Genomic DNA, 16,034 nt, shown 5'->3' with positions numbered 1-16,034 from the left:
CCGCAGGCGCGCTTTTTGTGGCTGGAGATAGTCGACAGAGCGACAACGGTTGACCCGACCCGACCCGATCGCGTGAGTCCTGATACACTCTAGGCTGCCCTTATACTGCAAGCGTCGCGGTATAACTCAACGGACGTGGTTGGCGAGCACCACGTCGAGAAGACCAGGAAAGCGCTGGTCGAAATCCGAACGTCGCAGCGTGTTGATCATCTCTCGCCCAGCCTGGGTCGTCTCGATCAACCCCGCGGCGCGGAGCAGTTTGAGGTGATTGGACAGCGTGCTTTTGGGAATGGAGTCACACGGCGCTGCGCCCGTGCAACTCAGGCGCTCCGTAGCGGCTAAGCGGGCAACCATGCCCAACCGATTGGGATCGGCCAGCGCGTGAAGCGCGAGATCGAGTGGAACGTCGTCCAGCCTGGGATGCGTGAAGCGGGGCATGGCGCACATATAGGGAGATCGTATCGATTTAATAGTTCGGTAATGTTGAACTATTGAAGCGTCGGCTTATGTTTCGTCATGCCGGCAGCGCACGACGGCGTGATCGTGGGCCAAACTTTTGGAGAATCAGCATGTCACTTCAGGGCAAAAACGCGCTCGTCACTGGCGGATCGCGCGGCATCGGCGCGGCGATCGCCAAGCGCCTCGCAGCGGACGGTGCGGTCGTCGCGATCACCTATGCCGGCAACAAAGCGGCCGCAGACGCTACAGTGGCGGCGATCGAGAGCGCTGGCGGCGCTGCCTTCGCATTCCAGGCCGACGCCGCCGACCCTGCATCGCAGCGCGCAGGCGTCGAACAGGCCGCGACTGCGCTCGGTGCGATCGACATTCTCGTCCATAATGCCGGCGTCGCGGAGTTCTCTGCTGTCGCCGATGATACTGATGAAACCTTCGATCGCCAGTTCGGCGTCAATGTGAAGGGCATCCATGTTGGTACGCGAGCCGCATTACCACATATGAACGATGGAGGGCGGATCATCCTGATAGGCAGCGTCTCGGGCGAACTCGCCTTCCCGGCGACCGCGGTCTACAGCGCGACCAAGGCAGCCGTGGCGGCGTTGGCACGGGGCTGGGCTAAAGATCTCGCATCGCGCAACATCCTGGTAAACACGGTGCAACCGGGGCCCATCGACACGGATATGAATCCGGCCGATGGGGAATTCGCTCAGCAGATGATCGGATTCATACCGCTTCGCCGCTACGGCAAGGTCGGCGAGATCGCGGGCGCGGTCTCGTTCCTTGCCGGACCCGATGCGAGCTATATCACGGGCACTACACTGAACATCGACGGAGGGGCGGCCGCCTGAAGGTAGCGATCGGCCCCTCCGCCGAATTCGGAGGGGCTGATCGCGTTCAGGGCGTCAGGCAGGCACCCTGATGCAGTCATGCGACGCAAGACAACCCGTTCCTTAAAACATACGCGTGCCCTTTGCCCCTGCCGCCATGGCAATGGTGGGCGTTCCAAAAAGCGGGGCGGCAACGACCTGCCGGCGATCATCGTACGCAAGCAGGAGGCCGAGACCTTCGCGGCAATGATCCGCTCGGCGGTCGCACAACTGTCGTCGGAATGCGATCGCCGACCGCTTGTGCCGGGCATCGCTTTCCATCCCTACATCATGGGACAGGCGCACCGCGTACCGCCACTCGCGCGCGTCCCGACCGACCTGCGCGAGGCGGAACGATCCGCGTATCTGGTGGACGACCGCCGATGAAACAGCCGGTCACGTCGAAGCGAACGACCTGGCAATATGAGCCAGAGCCGATGAAGGCCCAGCGTTACGCCGAGCTTCATTCGACCATGATGTTTTAGCCACTTGCCCAGCTGAACGGAGAATGGTGGGCGGCACAGACTTACTCGTCGCCATCGAGTCGACGAGGTGTAGCGCCACCCCTTGCCTAAGCACCCTCGCGCTTCGCCCCGACGATCATCCGGCGTGCGATCTTGCGCACGGCCTCGTCGTCCTTGTCCGCACTGTCCGCCGGATCGCCGAGATGATCGAGACTGGCCTCCAGGAAGTCGAGGAGACCGGGGTGGCGCGACTCGACATACTCCATCAGTTTGAACAGCAGATGCTCGGTTGCGATTTCGCGGCGGCGAATTTTTACGGTTTCGTCCATCAGATCCTCCCTCTCATGCGCCCCAACGCCTTGGCGTGGCCGATGGATGCGCGAGGAACGCATAGAGAGTATGGATACCCTTGTTCCGAGTCCGAGCAGAGACAGATGGTCGGCCTCTGGACGCGCGACGACGCGGTGCAGGATCATATCGATAGCAGATTGGCCGACGCGATGCTTGGCGCCCGCGTTACCTGCTAAAGCTACGCGGCTCGAAAATTTCGCACATAATTAAACATCTTAGGCCACTGGGTTTCGCTGAGGAGCTTCTGATCGTGTCACCAACAAACGTAGATTTTGAAACGGTCGGCCTGCAGGTCCTTGAGGACATGGACGCTGCCGAACGCGATACCCTGCCGTTTGGCGTGGTAGGCTTTGCCCCGGACACCATCGTGGAGGTCTATAACGCGACCGAGGCCCGCATGTCTGGGCTGGATCCGGCCACCGTCGTCGGCGTTCCCTTTTTCGACGCCGTCGCGCAGTGCATGAACAACTTCATGGTGGCACAGCGGTTCGAAGACGAACCGGAGCTGGACGACATCGTCCCGTACGTCCTGACCCTGCGCATGCGGCCAACCAAGGTCCGGTTGCGACTGCTCGCGACCGCGGGAATGATGCGACGCTACATCCTCATCGAACGCTGAAAGCTGGTTGGATGACCGAAACCTCGGGCGAGGAGGAACTCCTCGAATTTCTATATGCCTGTCCGATTGGGCTGATCGAGTGCAACGCCGCGGGTGAGATCGGCTTGATGAACCCACACGCTATGCAGCACTTGCTGCCGCTGGCGGGGCCACGGGGCGTGAGCAACCTGTTTGCGGCATTCGAACGCCATGCGCCGGAACTCCGGAGCATGGCCGAGACTTTCGCAGCGGTCACCGGACGCATCTGCGACGGCCATCGCATCTTCGTCGACCTGGGACCGGGTAGGCGCGGCGCCACGCCGAAGGTTCTCGCCTGTTCGCTGGTCAAGCTCGGCGCCGACCGATTCATGGCGACGCTGGGCGATGTCAGCCAGCAAGTTCTCCAGGAGAACCGCCTGCGCCAGGCAGATACCTGGTTCGCCACGCTGTTGGATGACGTCAACGGCTATGCAGCACTGACGATCACGCCAGAGGGCGAAATAGAGGCGGCCGACACCTGCTTTGCCCGGCAGACCGGGTATGAGCCCGCCGACGTCACCGGCCACAATCTCGCCGACGTCCTCAGCACGGATCTTCCAGGCGGTGATCTGCGGCTCGACGAGCAACTGTCGATCGCCGTCCGCGAGGGATGGCATCTTCAGGAGGGTTGGCAGCAACGCGCAGACGGCGAACGCTATTGGTGCCAGCGTCTCGTCGTTGCTCGCTCGGCGCACGACAACGCCACGCTGCCAAAATTTTCCGTCATCATGCGCGATGTGCCACGACGCGAGGCCGCGACCGAAGATGTGCGCCGGCTACTGACGTGCGACCATTTGACCGGGGCCGCAAACCGACGGCATTTCAGTCAGGCAATGGCCAGAGAACAAGAAAGCTGGCGGGAACTTCGCCAATCGCTGTCGCTCGTCGTGCTCGATCTCGATCACTTCAAGGCGGTCAACGACACATACGGCCACCCTGTCGGCGATACGCTGCTCTGCCGGGTCACCGAAGCCTGCAGCGCGTTGCTGCCGCCACGCGGCGTCTTCGCGCGGCTGGGGGGGGAGGAATTTGGCGCCCTGCTGCCGCGATACGACCATGATCAAGCCATGGAACTTGCCGAGCGGCTTCGCGAAGCGATCGCCGCCGTCGTCGTCGAGGTTCCATCGGGCAGCTTGCGGGTAACGGCCAGCCTGGCCTGCGCAACCCTCGACGAGACCGAAGGATCGATCGATGCCCTCATCGCGCTGGCCGACAAACGTCTCTATTCCGCAAAGCACGCGGGACGGAACAGGGTCTTCGCCGCGGAGACCAGGGCCGCGTGACGAGGCCCGGCTTCGGACGGGCCGCCGCGCACCGGATTGCGTGCGCGGTCGTGGCCGCAGAAGTGCAGCGCTTGCGAGACGGCCCCCTACCCTGGCGGCCGCCGGGTGAATGGCCCGAAGAAATGTCCATCGCCGACGGGGGCTTGGGGCTGGATTCGCTCGAGCAGCTCGGCGCGCTCGGTGCTCTGGCCGAGACCTTCGGGCTCGATGACACCATGCTGGGTCGGGAAATGCCGCAAACGGTCGGCCACTGGATCGACTGGGTTATGGCGGGGCATGAGGCGAACGATGGTACGATAACCGTGATGACCTCCGGATCGACCGGGACCGCGCGACCATGCGGTCATCCCCTCGGCGTCTTGCTCGACGAAGCCGAATTTCTATCGCGCCGCTTTGCCGACCGAAGACGCGTGGTCTCGCTGGTACCGGCCAACCATCTCTATGGAATGATCTGGACCGCGCTGTTGCCAGACACCCTCGGCGTGCCCGTCGTGGTGCGTAGGGTGGGCGCCGCGCTCGATCTCGCCGCCGGCGATCTCGTCGTTGCCGTACCCCATCAATGGCACGCAATATCGCGGATGACGCGGCGGTTTCCAGCGGACATCATCGGCGTCAGTTCGGCAGGTGTCCTCGACGATGCCCAGGCAGTTGACCTCCTCGAGGCGGGGCTCGCGCAAATGATCGACGTCTACGGCTCGTCGGAGACCGGAGCCATCGCGTCGCGCAACGCGCCCGACACCATGTACGATCTGCTACCTCGCTGGAACCTGATCCCGAACGGCGGTGACGATTGGCATCTCACGGATTGCCGTGGCATCCCAATCGAACTGCCCGACCTGATCGAGCGAAACGGAGAGCGATCACTGCGACCGGTCGGCCGGCGCGATGGTGCGGTGAAGATTGCCGGCCTCAATATCTGGCCGAACTCCGTCGCCGAGGTTTTGCGGCATGCCGACGGCGTTGCCGAGGTCGCGGTGCGACTCCACGCGAACGGCAGGTTGAAGGCGTTTGTCGTGCCGGAAACAGGACGCGATACAAGCGATCTGGCTTCCCATCTCGATCGTTTTGTCGCGCAAAATCTGAAAGATCATGAGCGCCCCAAAAGCTTTCGCTTCGGAGCCGTCCTACCGCGCAACGCGATGGGCAAACTGGCAGACTGGGCATGATGCGTTCGCCACAGCCGCGCCTTTCGTCGAGAGCTCCGCTCGCCGGGGCGGCAGGACCAGCTCGCCGGTAAACGTGCACGGATCGTGCTCGTCGTCATGCTCGACATCCACGATTACATACTTGTCAGCCCGTTCGTCGGCTAAGGCTCATGGGGGCACAGTCCTTTTGGACTGTCTGGAACAGGCGTCTTGCCTAACGTCGCGTGACATATTGGGACGCCGGAGTCCTTTCTCAGACGCCCCTCGCCCGCCTATTTAAGTGTCGTTCCCCGCTTCAGTGGCCCGCAGCGTTCGAGATGGCCAAATCGCGTATGCAAGGCCCGTGGGGATGGCGTGACACCCCGGACCACGCGCACATCTCCACCCGCCGCAAGCTACTGCCGCTGACATTGTGTTCGAGCGGTTGGTCTGTCTCGCGACACTCTCAAAGACGCTCGGACTATCGCAACCGTTTTTCAGTCAGGCCTCTCCCAGCGGTACGGCTCGCGAGTCCAGCCTGAATGCGCTTACCCAGGTTGCTACGACGGCGTTGGCAACATGACATCCCTGTCATTTTCGGTTTACGCGCGCCTGCCCGCCGGGTTAGGGGGTGCGCTTCGCAAGGGTGGCAAGGTGATGATGCGGAAGGCTAATTTTCTTTCCGTGGGCGCGTGCCTGCCGCTGTTGGCGGCGTGCAACCGGCACCAGTCGACGCTCGCGCCGTTCGGCGAGGAGGCGGACAAGGTCCTCTCGATCACCATCGTTCTGGTCATCGGCGCGATCATCCTCGCGGGTGGTCTCGCGCTTCTCATGCGGCATGCGATGCGCGCGCCCGAAGGTCGCCTGACGCACAAGGGTGGGATGAAGCTGGTGCTGTGGCTCGGCGGCATCGGCCCTTCGATCCTGCTGCTGGGCCTGCTGCTCTACGCTCTCCCCGCAATGCGGCCGCGCGAGGTGGCCAACAGCGACCTCCGTATCGGCGTCGAGGGCGAGCAATTCTGGTGGCGCGTCCGCTATGCGCCGCCGGGCGGTTCGGTGGTCGAGACCGCAAACGAACTCCGCCTCCCCGTCGGCCGCACCGTCGAACTGTCGCTCCGCAGCCCCGACGTGATTCACAGCTTCTGGGTGCCGGGACTCGCCGGCAAGATGGACATGATCCCCGGCCGCACCAACCGCCTCGTCGTTCGCGCGACCAAGGCGGGGACGTACCGCGGCGTTTGCGCGGAGTTCTGCGGGCTCGGCCACGCGCTGATGGCGTTCGACGTGATCGCGATGGAGCCTACCGCGTTCGAGCGGTGGCTCGCCGAGCAGCGCAAGCCGGCGGTCGTCACCGCGTCGCCGGGCGCGCGCCTGTTCGCGAGTTACGGCTGTAGCGGTTGCCACAGCGTCCGCGGCGTCGGCCCGGTCGCGAAGATCGGCCCCGACCTGACGCACTTCGGGTCGCGCCCGACGCTCGCCGCGGGCGTGCTGCCGATGACCCATGCCAACATCGCCGGGTTCGTCCGCGATCCGGGCAAGACCAAGCCCGGCGTGCGGATGCCCGCTTTCCCGCAGATGTCCGCCGCCGAGGCAGACCAGATCGCAAGCTACCTTCAGGGGCTCAAATGACCACCGAGAGCACCCCGTACGTCGCCCCCGACCAGAATGATCCCGCGGTCCGCAAGGGCCAGGAAGATCGTTTGCGTGAAGTCTGGAAGCCGCCCACCGGCTGGTTCTTCCGCTGGACCGACGTCAACAACAACCGGATCGGCGTGTGGTACACGCTGACCGCGTTCGGGTTCATGCTGTTCGCGGGCGTGCTCGCGTTGATCATGCGCACGCAGCTGGCGGTGCCGAACAACGATCTCGTCACCGCGAACACGTTCAACCAGCTGTTCACGCTGCACGGCTCGATGATGATGTTCCTGTTCGCGGTGCCGATGTTCGAGGCGGTCTCGATCATCCTGCTGCCGCAGTTGCTCGGCGCGCGCGACCTGCCGTTTCCGCGGCTGTCGGGGTTCGGATATTGGAGCTTCCTGATCGGCGGCGTGTTCGTGTCGGGCTCGATCTTCTTCGATGCGGCGCCCGATGGCGGCTGGTTCATGTACCCGCCGCTGACGACCCGGACAGACCTCAGCGGGCTCGGCGCGGACATCTGGATGCTGGGCCTGAGCTTCATCGAGGTGTCGTCGGTGGCGGCCGCGGTCGAGCTGATCGTCGGCGTGCTGAAATGCCGCCCGCCCGGCATGCGGCTCAACCTGATGCCGCTCTACGCCTGGTACATCCTGGTCGTCGCGGTGATGATCCTGTTCGCGTTCCCGCCGCTGATCGCGGGCGACGTGCTGTTCGAGATGGAGCGGCTGCTGAACTGGCCGTTCTTCAACGCGGAGAAGGGCGGCGATCCACTGCTGTGGCAGCACCTGTTCTGGATCTTCGGCCACCCCGAAGTCTACATCGTCTTCCTGCCGTCGATCGCGCTGTTCGCGATGCTGATCCCGACGTTCGCGCAACGGCATCTGCTCGGCTATCCGTGGATCGTGCTGGCCGCGGTCGGGACGGCGTTCCTGAGCTTCGGGCTGTGGGTCCACCACATGTTCACGACCGGGCTGCCGAAGATCAGCCTCGCGTTTTTTGCGGCGGCGTCGGAAGCCGTTGCGATCCCGACCGGCGTGCAGATCTTCGTGTTTATCGCGACGCTCTGGGCGGGCAACGTCAAGAAATCGACGCCTTTGCTTTATGCGAGCGGGAGCCTGGCGGTGTTCGTGATCGGCGGGCTGACCGGCGTGATGGTGGCCGTGGCGCCGTTCGACTGGCAGGCGCACGATACCTATTTCATCGTCGCGCATCTCCATTACGTGCTGATCGGCGGCACGCTGCTGCCGCTGTTCGCCGGGCTGTATTATTACTGGCCGCTGATCACCGGCAAGAAGCTGAGCGACAAGCTCGGGCGGATCGCGTTCTGGATCATGTTCGTGGGCATGAACCTGACCTTCTTCCCGATGCATCTGTCGGGCCTGCTCGGCATGCCGCGGCGCGTGTTCACCTATCCCGAGGAGCTCGGGATCGGCGGGCTCAACCTCGCCTCGACGATCGGGTCGTACATGTTCGCGACGGGCGTGCTCATCGTCTGCATCGACCTCGCGCTGTCGCCGCGTCGCCCGAAGGCGCCGCGCAACCCGTGGAACGCCGGCACGCTCGAATGGCTCGCGCTGCCCGACGACGAGGATTGGGGCGTGCGCTCGGTCCCCCTGATCGAGAGCCGCTATCCGATCTGGGACCAGAAGAACTTCGTCCAGAAGGTCGACGAGGGCCGTTTCTTCCTGCCCGACGCGGAGGAGATGCGGCGTGAGTCGATCATCACTACCGTGCTCGACGCGCGCCCCCTCCAGGTGATCCGTCTCGGCACGCCGAGCGTGAAGCCGATGATGACCGCGGTCGCGCTAGCGGGCGTGTTCATCCTGACGACCTACCATCTGTATATCTGGTCGGCGGTCAGCGGCGTCGCGACGCTCGCCTGCGTGCTGTGGTGGCTGTGGACCGGGACCGCCGAGATCCCCGAAAAGCCGACCAAGCATATCGGCCACGGCATCGAGGTGCCGCTCTATACCTCGGGGCCATCGGCACCGGGCTGGTGGGCGATGTTCATCACGATGATGGCGGACGCGACCGCGTTCTCGGGGCTCGTGTTCGGCTATTTCTTCTTCTGGACGATCCACAACGACTTCCCGCCGAGCGGAGTCGGGCTGAACGGGCCGGGCGTGTTCTGGCCGATGGTCGCGCTGGCGCTGACGCTCACCGGCTGGGCCGCCACCGTCGGTGCGCGCGAAGTGCATCGCCGCGGCAACGTCGGTGCGGGTCGCGCGCTGCTGGTAGTCGGGATCGTCGCGACGCTGTCGAGCCTGTTCGCGGGGCTCGCCGGGCCGTGGTATTCGGGGCTCGATCCCGAACTCCACGTCTATCCGGCGATCGTCTGGACGCTGGCGATCTGGACTGCGGTGCACGCCGCAATCGGGGTCATCATGCAGACGTATACGCTCGCGCGTAGCCTCGCGGGGAAGATGACGCCGGTCTATGACGCGGACCTGCGCAACATCACCGTGTATCATCACTTCCTCGCGCTGACCGGGATCGTGACGTTCTGCACGATCGGCCTGTTCCCGGGTGTCGCATGACAGAGCCCAAATCTGACCGGAAGCATTGGGCGCGCGACTTGAAGGTCACGCTGTGGACGCTGATCGTCCCGCCGACGATCTGGGCGGTGCATTTCCTGTTCTGTTACCTGTGGGTCGCGGTGACGTGCGCGAAATCGTCGAGGCCGGGAACGGCGTTGACCGGCTTCCCGCTGGCGACGCTGATCGCGACGGTCGTGGCGCTGCTGGGAATCGTCGCGGCGGGCTACATCGCGCGTGTCCAGTCGGAGACGCCAGGCGATCCGGCCCCGCACGAACAGGGCACCGCGATCGACCGACTCCGCTTCCTCGCGCTGTCGACGCGGTTGCTGGCGGGGCTGAGCTTCGTCGCGGTGATCTTCACGGCGCTGCCCGTCATCATGTTCGGCGACTGCCGATGAGACGCGCGAGCCTCATCCTGGGCGTTGCGCTAGTCCCGCTCGGCTGGGCATTCGCCGCCGCGCCGCTCGGGATGGTCGGGCATATGGCGGGTCACATGATAGCGGTCGCCGTCGCCGCGCCGTTCCTGGCGTACGGGGTTGCCGGTTCGCGTCGGGACCCGGCCGAGCGTTGGCCCGAGGTCGTGACCCCGCTCGCGATGTCGCTCGTCGAACTCGTCATCGTCTGGCTCTGGCACCTCCCCGCGCTGAGGCTCCGCGTCGACATGCAGCCCCTCGTTCTGCTTATCGAGCAAGCGAGCTTCCTCATCGCCGGCGTCCTTCTCTGGAGCGCAGTGCTCGGCACACGCATTGGCGGCGCCACCGACCGTCGCGCGTCGGGCGTTGCCGCGTTGCTGCTGACATCGATGCACATGACGCTGCTCGGCGCGCTGATCGGCCTTGCCCCGCGCCCCCTCTACGCGATGATGGCGATGCACCCGGCAACACACGGCCTCGACGCACTCGAAGACCAGCAACTCGGCGGTGTCGTCATGCTGATGGTCGGCGCGGCAAGCTATTTCATCGGCGGGCTCGCGATGCTCGGCGGATTGTTGAAGACACGGAGCGCGACCGCATGACGATCCGGATAACCTGGGCGCGCGCCGCCGCCACCATCGTCGCACTGGCGCTCGCCGGGCTGTTGTTCGCTTGGTCGGGCGTGTTCAACATCGCCGCCTCGTCGGGCCATTGGAAGATTACCGACTGGTTCCTCCACTGGACGATGCGCAACTCGGTCCGCACCTACGCCGCGGTCACCGCCCCCGACGATCCCAAGGCGAACGAGGGTCTCGTCAGTGCCGCCGGCCTGTTCAAGGCCAGCTGCGCGTCGTGCCACGGTGCGCCCGGCGTTCGTCCGCTCCCCGTGATGCAGGCGGCGACGCCCCCTGCCCCCAACCTCTCGGTCAACGCGCGCGAGTGGACCGACAAGCAGATCTTCTGGATCCTCAAGCACGGCGTGAAATACACCGGCATGCCAGGCTGGGCCGCCAAGGACCGCGACGACGAAGTCCGCCGCATGGTCGCCTTCGTCCGCCTGCTGCCGGAGATGTCGCCTGCCACCTATCGCTCGCTGACCGAGGTGCCGGGTATCGCCGATGCCAGGATCGCGACGTGCGCCGGCTGTCACGGTGCCGACGGCCGTGGCCGTGGCCAGCCCGACATGCCGGTACTCGGCGGCCAGAGCCCGGCGTATCTCCGCGCGGCACTGGAGGCTTATGCGACCGGCAAGCGGCAGAGCGCGGTCATGGCGAACGCAGCAGCCACGCTGACGCACGAAGAAACGACGCGGTTGGCCGACCACTTCGCGGCAATGCCGGGGATTGGCGGCGTCAGGACGTCGGGATCGACGGAGGCTGCGCGAATCGATCACGCAGGCTTGCCAAAGGTCCAGCTCCCCGCCTGCTCCAGCTGCCATGCTCCCGGCAAGCCTTACCCCGTACTCGCCGGTCAGCGCGCTAGTTATATCGCGCAACGTCTCCGGAACTGGCGCGGCGACGAGACTGTAGTCGATGCGAGGAAGTCGCAGGCCACGATGCCGGTGATTGCTCGTCGCATACCGGAGGATATGATTGACCCGCTTGCGCAGTACCTCGCAGGCCGCTGACTTGCGCGGAGGCAATGCGGTCACACCTGGCATGCATGCCTATTTGTGTCGCGCTCGATCCCTACGGCCGTTTTCAGTTCCAGACGTTCAGCCGCGGTTTCGCGCCTACCGACTTCAGACATCCGTTTTATATGCGTTTGAGAGGTAAGACGTGGGACTTAGACAGCGATCCTTGAAGCGCCAGCAGTCGTTGGCGGTTTCGGTGACGTCGCAATGCGCGTCATGCGATCGAGCAGCGCGGTGGTCATCTTGGGGTCGCCCAAGACAGCGGGCCATTCGCCAAGAGGCGAGATTGGTCGTGGCGATGGCCCCGGCGCGTGCGTAGAGTTCACTGCCAGGCGAGAGAGCAGCTGCCGGCTGTACGCGCGAACGGCAGACAACCAGGCTCGTTGAGCATCACGACCTCGATGCGTGATAACTGAGTTGCGAGCTTACCGGGTTTGCCGCGGTGGGTTTCCTGCTCACGGCGGGTCCCAGGTCGATCATATTGTATCGGCGCTCGCGGGTGCCACTTCGCAGGATGTTGGCGGTAATGCCGCTGACGAGGTGCGTCTTTGCCGGTGCTCGTAGCACGGACGAGAGCGATGGTGCACTGGCCGGCCAAGAAGGAGCCGCCGTACGGCAAGCGCGCCAACTCATCCTCGACAGTCGTGCGATCAAGGCTGACGGTGTCGAGGTCCTTCACCACCGGCAGTTTGTCGACTGGCATCCGGTTGCGGACAGGCGCTGCATGGCGACGGGGCGTTTCCGGACGGAGCAGGTGCGTCCGGACTTCCATCATCATATGTTGCGCTACGAGCCGGTGCTGACCGTACCGTCAGAGGCACCGGCCATGTGCTTGAGCGCCAACTAGGCCATGTCGCCGATCATCTCATGCTGCGGTACGGAAACCTCGCAGGCTGTCGCAGTTGACACGCGGCGAACGGGACAGCGCAACGTCCTCGAGTGGGGATGGTCAACAGTCGTGGTGGCTCGCGCCGACGGATGACAATGCTGAGAATGACGTCGTCACGGGTGATACCTGCCAGCAGTGCTTCTCGGACGGCCGCCTCAATGAGATCGAGCCGTCGTCCAACCCAGCAGCACGCGCCCAAATGAACCGCCGACCGGCTTCATCGTCAGCCCCTAGCGTGCACCGGAGTCGTCACAGCGCACGCGGCAGGTCCTGGTCCCTGAACGGCATCAGATCGTAGAAACGCGTAGTTGGAACCTTCTCGCGTTGCGGTCACGCTTCGTCTTCCTCCAGCAGCGCATCGAGAGAATTCGTAGCCGCAAGCGATAGGCGAAAACGTCGATCCTACATCCCATCCTCGTTGATTGCTCTGTCGACAAGGTCACAACGCTGCGCGCGGCTTGACGACGACGCTGTACGTCCCGAGGCAGCCACGGTTCTAATCCCGCTCATCGAAGGCGTAACGATCTGGCCTGACGAGCCCAGTGGCCCGGACGCGAAGCAACTCGAACGCACCATAGCTCGGTAAAAACGACGACGCCGCCCGTAAGGGCGGCGTGGTGTCGAGGTTCTATAGTATTGGTTGCGGGGACAGGATTTGAACCTGTGACCTTCAGGTTATGAGCCTGACGAGCTACCGGGCTGCTCCACCCCGCGCCAAGATCCCATCAAGCTGTGCTTTGATGGGGCCCGAGTGTCCGCATGTGCGGAACTGAGTGTATGAGACGTTTGTGAATGGGTTTGTGATATGGTGTGAATGCATGTTGCACGAGCTTCAATGCCTGGCGACGACCTACTCTTCCATCGCTTGAGCGATAGTACCATTGGCGCAGTCGGGTTTCACGGCCGAGTTCGGAATGGGATCGGGTGGGACACCGACGCTATAGCCACCAGGCAATGGAGCCGGTGCGACATGCGTTTGCGTTCATATCTGGGTCCCTCGGGTTTCGCCTTGCGGCGAAGCCTGAGGGTTTTAAAATCGATACCGTGCAAGGTTAGTGGTATATTTGTGACCAATCCCTCGACGGCGAGGGGATTGGCAATCTGGCGTCGTCTTAATCATCCGCACTATCGAATGGCTAGCTGGTTGCCCAGTGTTGTCATTGATGGTGTGAGACTCTCAAGCGCGAATAGAGCAATTAGTATCGGTTAGCTCCATGCGTTACCGCACTTCTACATCCGATCTATCAACGTCGTGGTCTCCGACGGCTCTATGAAATCTTATCTCGAGGGAGGCTTCCCGCTTAGATGCTTTCAGCGGTTATCCCGTCCATACATAGCTACCCAGCTGCGCTCCTGGCGGAACGACTGGTACACCAGAGGTATGTTCAACCCGGTCCTCTCGTACTAGGGTCAACTCCTCTCAAATTTCGACGCCCACGGCAGATAGGGACCAAACTGTCTCGCGACGTTCTGAACCCAGCTCACGTACCACTTTAATTGGCGAACAGCCAAACCCTTGGGACCTGCTCCAGCCCCAGGATGTGATGAGCCGACATCGAGGTGCCAAACAACCCCGTCGATATGAGCTCTTGGGGGTTATCAGCCTGTTATCCCCGGCGTACCTTTTATCCGTTGAGCGATGGCCCTTCCACGAGGGACCACCGGATCACTATGACCGACTTTCGTCTCTGCTCGACTTGTCAGTCTCGCAGTCAGGCGGGCTTATGCCATTGCACTCTAACAGACGGTTTCCGACCGTCCTGAGCCCACCATTGCGCGCCTCCGTTACTCTTTAGGAGGCGACCGCCCCAGTCAAACTACCCGCCACAGAGGGTCCCTGTTCCGGCTTACGGAACGAGGTTAGACATCAGAAACAAACAGGGTGGTATTTCACCTATGGCTCCACATCAGCTGGCGCCGATGCTTCAAAGCCTCCCACCTATGCTACACAGTTTCTTCCTAATGCCACTCTGAAGCTGCAGTAAAGGTGCACGGGGTCTTTCCGTCTAACCGCGGGTACTCCGCATCTTCACGGAGAATTCAATTTCGCTGAGCATGTCCTGGAGACAGTGGGGAAGTCGTTACGCCATTCGTGCAGGTCGGAACTTACCCGACAAGGAATTTCGCTACCTTAGGACCGTTATAGTTACGGCCGCCGTTTACCTGGGCTTCATTTCAGAGCTTGCACCCCTCCACTTAACCTTCAGGCACCGGGCAGGCGTCAGGCCCTATACGTCGTCTTGAAGCCGACTTAGCAGAGCCCTGTGTTTTTGCTAAACAGTCGCTACCCCCTGGCCTGTGCCCCCTCAAAGTGCTTGCGCATAGTGAGGGCCTCCTTCTTCCGAAGGTACGGAGGCAATTTGCCGAGTTCCTTCAGGACACTTCTCTCAAGCGCCTTGGTATACTCTACCTGACCACCTGTGTCGGTTTCGGGTACGGTCTATACGGTGGGGCTATTTCCTGGAACCATTTCGAAGCCATCCCAATCCGATAAGGGATGACAACACACATGATCCGTCACACACCACCAGGCCCACGAATATTAACGTGGTTCCCATCGACTACCCCCTTCGGGCTCGTCTTAGGGGCCGGCTCACCCTGCGCGGATTAGCCTTGCGCAGGAACCCTTGGTCTTTCGGCGAGAGGGCATCTCACCCTCTTTATCGCTACTCATGTCTGCATTCGCACTTCCGATACCTCCACGACCCATTACCAGATCGCTTCACAGGCTTACGGAACGCTCCGCTACCGCGTACCACATCAGTGGCACACCCTAAGCTTCGGCACGTATCTTGAGCCCCGTTACATCTTCGCCGCAGGACCTCTTGCTTAGACCAGTGAGCTGTTACGCTTTCTTTAAAGGATGGCTGCTTCTAAGCCAACCTCCTGGTTGTTTTGGAAGTCCCACATGCTTTCCCACTTAGATACGATTTGGGGGCCTTAGCTGTAGGTCAGGGCTGTTTCCCTTTTGACGACGGACCTTAGCACCCGCCGTCTGTCTCCCGCATATCACTCTTAGGTATTCGGAGTTTGGTTAGGTTTGGTAGATCTCGCGACCCCCTAGCCCATCCAGTGCTCTACCCCCTAAGGTGTTCGTGCGAGGCACTACCTCAATAGTTTTCGCGGAGAACCAGCTATTTCCCGGCTTGATTGGCCTTTCACCCCTAAACACAACTCATCCGGTAACTTTTCAACGTTAATCGGTTCGGACCTCCAGTGCATGTTACTGCACCTTCATCCTGGTCATGCCTAGATCGCCGGGTTTCGGGTCTAATACATCAAACTCTGGCGCCCTATTCAGACTCGCTTTCGCTGCGCCTACACCTATCGGCTTAAGCTTGCTTGATACATTAAGTCACAGACCCATTATGCAAGAGGTACGCTGTCAGGCCATAAAAGCCCTCCAACTGCTTGTAGGCAATCCGTTTCAGGTACTGTTTCACTCCCCTCATCGGGGTGCTTTTCACCTTTCCCTCACGGTACTAGTTCGCTATCGGTCACATACGAGTATTTAGGCTTGGAGGGTGGTCCCCCCATGTTCAGACAGAATTTCACGTGTTCCGCCCTACTCGAGTCCTGAATTCTCACTTTCGTATACGGGGCTGTCACCCGCTATGGCGCTACTTTCCAGAAGCTTCTACTAGTTGAAATTCAGGCACTGGCCTGGTCCGCGTTCGCTCGCCACTACTAACGGAATCTCGGTTGATGTCTTTTCCTCCAGCTACTGAGATGTTTCAGTTCGCCGG

Annotated in this window: 14 protein-coding genes, 1 tRNA gene and 2 rRNA genes (1 of these 17 running past the window's edge); 10 read left to right on the top strand and 7 right to left on the bottom strand. The window is 62.3% G+C overall.

Going from position 1 to position 16,034, the window contains the following annotated elements; translation table 11 throughout:
• Window positions 1–126 precede the first annotated feature (126 nt).
• The gene (locus AC1MH0_RS12870; protein ID WP_480963109.1) at window positions 127–438 is read right to left on the bottom strand and encodes an ArsR/SmtB family transcription factor; all 312 of its coding nucleotides are present in this window, start codon (window positions 436–438) and stop codon (window positions 127–129) included.
• 131 nt (window positions 439–569) lie between these two features.
• Here AC1MH0_RS12870 and AC1MH0_RS12865 point away from each other — a divergent pair, with 131 nt between their 5' ends.
• Window positions 570–1,304: an SDR family oxidoreductase gene (locus tag AC1MH0_RS12865; protein ID WP_480963108.1), complete on the top strand. Its 735-nt coding sequence runs from the start codon at window positions 570–572 to the stop codon at window positions 1,302–1,304.
• A 78-nt stretch (window positions 1,305–1,382) separates the two neighbouring features.
• Entirely contained in the window at window positions 1,383–1,709 is a 327-nt protein-coding gene (locus tag AC1MH0_RS12860; protein ID WP_480963107.1) for a hypothetical protein, read from the top strand.
• 184 nt (window positions 1,710–1,893) lie between these two features.
• On the opposite strand, the gene AC1MH0_RS12855 is transcribed toward AC1MH0_RS12860, so the two are convergent.
• On the bottom strand, window positions 1,894–2,115 hold the full coding sequence (locus AC1MH0_RS12855; RefSeq protein WP_480963106.1) for a hypothetical protein: 222 nt from the start codon (window positions 2,113–2,115) through the stop codon (window positions 1,894–1,896).
• Window positions 2,116–2,441: 326 nt separating this feature from the next.
• Here AC1MH0_RS12855 and AC1MH0_RS12850 point away from each other — a divergent pair, with 326 nt between their 5' ends.
• Both AC1MH0_RS12850 and AC1MH0_RS12845 read left to right on the top strand, forming a co-directional pair.
• Window positions 2,442–2,756: a phosphonate transporter gene (locus AC1MH0_RS12850; RefSeq protein WP_480963105.1), complete on the top strand. Its 315-nt coding sequence runs from the start codon at window positions 2,442–2,444 to the stop codon at window positions 2,754–2,756.
• A gap of 11 nt (window positions 2,757–2,767) precedes the next feature.
• Window positions 2,768–4,057: a GGDEF domain-containing protein gene (locus AC1MH0_RS12845; RefSeq protein ID WP_480963104.1), complete on the top strand. Its 1,290-nt coding sequence runs from the start codon at window positions 2,768–2,770 to the stop codon at window positions 4,055–4,057.
• An 86-nt stretch (window positions 4,058–4,143) separates the two neighbouring features.
• Here the strand turns inward: AC1MH0_RS12845 and AC1MH0_RS12840 are convergent, their stop codons facing one another.
• Window positions 4,144–4,308, bottom strand: coding sequence for a hypothetical protein (locus tag AC1MH0_RS12840; protein ID WP_480963103.1), 165 nt, complete (start codon window positions 4,306–4,308; stop codon window positions 4,144–4,146).
• A 108-nt stretch (window positions 4,309–4,416) separates the two neighbouring features.
• Here AC1MH0_RS12840 and AC1MH0_RS12835 point away from each other — a divergent pair, with 108 nt between their 5' ends.
• The 6 genes from AC1MH0_RS12835 to AC1MH0_RS12810 all read left to right on the top strand — a co-directional run bounded on the left by AC1MH0_RS12835 (window position 4,417) and on the right by AC1MH0_RS12810 (window position 11,393).
• Window positions 4,417–5,223 (top strand): AMP-binding enzyme, encoded by an 807-nt coding sequence (locus AC1MH0_RS12835; protein WP_480963102.1) that lies wholly within the window; start codon window positions 4,417–4,419, stop codon window positions 5,221–5,223.
• Window positions 5,224–5,841: 618 nt separating this feature from the next.
• Window positions 5,842–6,810, top strand: coding sequence for a cytochrome c oxidase subunit II (gene coxB, locus AC1MH0_RS12830; protein WP_480965740.1), 969 nt, complete (start codon window positions 5,842–5,844; stop codon window positions 6,808–6,810).
• The gene (ctaD, locus tag AC1MH0_RS12825; RefSeq protein ID WP_480963101.1) at window positions 6,807–9,353 is read left to right on the top strand and encodes a cytochrome c oxidase subunit I; all 2,547 of its coding nucleotides are present in this window, start codon (window positions 6,807–6,809) and stop codon (window positions 9,351–9,353) included. The genes coxB and ctaD overlap by 4 nt, the downstream gene beginning before the upstream one ends.
• A complete protein-coding gene (locus tag AC1MH0_RS12820; RefSeq protein ID WP_480963100.1) occupies window positions 9,350–9,751 on the top strand; it encodes a hypothetical protein in 402 nt (133 codons plus the stop codon). Before ctaD ends, AC1MH0_RS12820 begins: the two co-directional genes overlap by 4 nt.
• Window positions 9,748–10,368 carry a cytochrome c oxidase assembly protein gene (locus tag AC1MH0_RS12815; RefSeq protein ID WP_480963099.1) on the top strand — a complete coding sequence of 207 codons (621 nt, stop codon included), beginning with the start codon at window positions 9,748–9,750 and terminating at the stop codon, window positions 10,366–10,368. Before AC1MH0_RS12820 ends, AC1MH0_RS12815 begins: the two co-directional genes overlap by 4 nt.
• Window positions 10,365–11,393, top strand: a complete 1,029-nt coding sequence (locus AC1MH0_RS12810) for a c-type cytochrome (protein ID WP_480963098.1) — start codon at window positions 10,365–10,367, stop codon at window positions 11,391–11,393. The genes AC1MH0_RS12815 and AC1MH0_RS12810 overlap by 4 nt, the downstream gene beginning before the upstream one ends.
• Window positions 11,394–11,721: 328 nt before the next feature.
• On the opposite strand, the gene AC1MH0_RS12805 is transcribed toward AC1MH0_RS12810, so the two are convergent.
• The 4 genes from AC1MH0_RS12805 to AC1MH0_RS12790 all read right to left on the bottom strand — a co-directional run.
• Window positions 11,722–12,102, bottom strand: a complete 381-nt coding sequence (locus AC1MH0_RS12805) for a hypothetical protein (protein WP_480963097.1) — start codon at window positions 12,100–12,102, stop codon at window positions 11,722–11,724.
• A gap of 823 nt (window positions 12,103–12,925) precedes the next feature.
• A tRNA-Met gene (locus tag AC1MH0_RS12800) sits at window positions 12,926–13,002 on the bottom strand.
• A gap of 123 nt (window positions 13,003–13,125) precedes the next feature.
• Window positions 13,126–13,240: ribosomal RNA gene (rrf, locus tag AC1MH0_RS12795) — 5S ribosomal RNA — on the bottom strand.
• Between the two features lie 224 nt (window positions 13,241–13,464).
• Window positions 13,465–16,034: ribosomal RNA gene (locus tag AC1MH0_RS12790) — 23S ribosomal RNA — on the bottom strand (it continues 226 nt past the right edge of the window).

This window comes from Sphingomonas sp. AP28 (assembly GCF_056680455.1).
This window is presented reverse-complemented; position numbering and strand designations above follow the sequence as displayed.

Coding starts and splice junctions, on each gene's coding strand:
- AC1MH0_RS12870 (WP_480963109.1), bottom strand. CDS start 438: ATGCCCCGCTTCACGCATCCCAGGCTGGACGACGTTCCACTCGATCTC.
- AC1MH0_RS12865 (WP_480963108.1), top strand. CDS start 570: ATGTCACTTCAGGGCAAAAACGCGCTCGTCACTGGCGGATCGCGCGGC.
- AC1MH0_RS12860 (WP_480963107.1), top strand. CDS start 1,383: ATGCGACGCAAGACAACCCGTTCCTTAAAACATACGCGTGCCCTTTGC.
- AC1MH0_RS12855 (WP_480963106.1), bottom strand. CDS start 2,115: ATGGACGAAACCGTAAAAATTCGCCGCCGCGAAATCGCAACCGAGCAT.
- AC1MH0_RS12850 (WP_480963105.1), top strand. CDS start 2,442: ATGGACGCTGCCGAACGCGATACCCTGCCGTTTGGCGTGGTAGGCTTT.
- AC1MH0_RS12845 (WP_480963104.1), top strand. CDS start 2,768: ATGACCGAAACCTCGGGCGAGGAGGAACTCCTCGAATTTCTATATGCC.
- coxB (WP_480965740.1), top strand. CDS start 5,842: ATGCGGAAGGCTAATTTTCTTTCCGTGGGCGCGTGCCTGCCGCTGTTG.
- ctaD (WP_480963101.1), top strand. CDS start 6,807: ATGACCACCGAGAGCACCCCGTACGTCGCCCCCGACCAGAATGATCCC.
- AC1MH0_RS12820 (WP_480963100.1), top strand. CDS start 9,350: ATGACAGAGCCCAAATCTGACCGGAAGCATTGGGCGCGCGACTTGAAG.
- AC1MH0_RS12815 (WP_480963099.1), top strand. CDS start 9,748: ATGAGACGCGCGAGCCTCATCCTGGGCGTTGCGCTAGTCCCGCTCGGC.
- AC1MH0_RS12810 (WP_480963098.1), top strand. CDS start 10,365: ATGACGATCCGGATAACCTGGGCGCGCGCCGCCGCCACCATCGTCGCA.
- AC1MH0_RS12805 (WP_480963097.1), bottom strand. CDS start 12,102: ATGCCAGTCGACAAACTGCCGGTGGTGAAGGACCTCGACACCGTCAGC.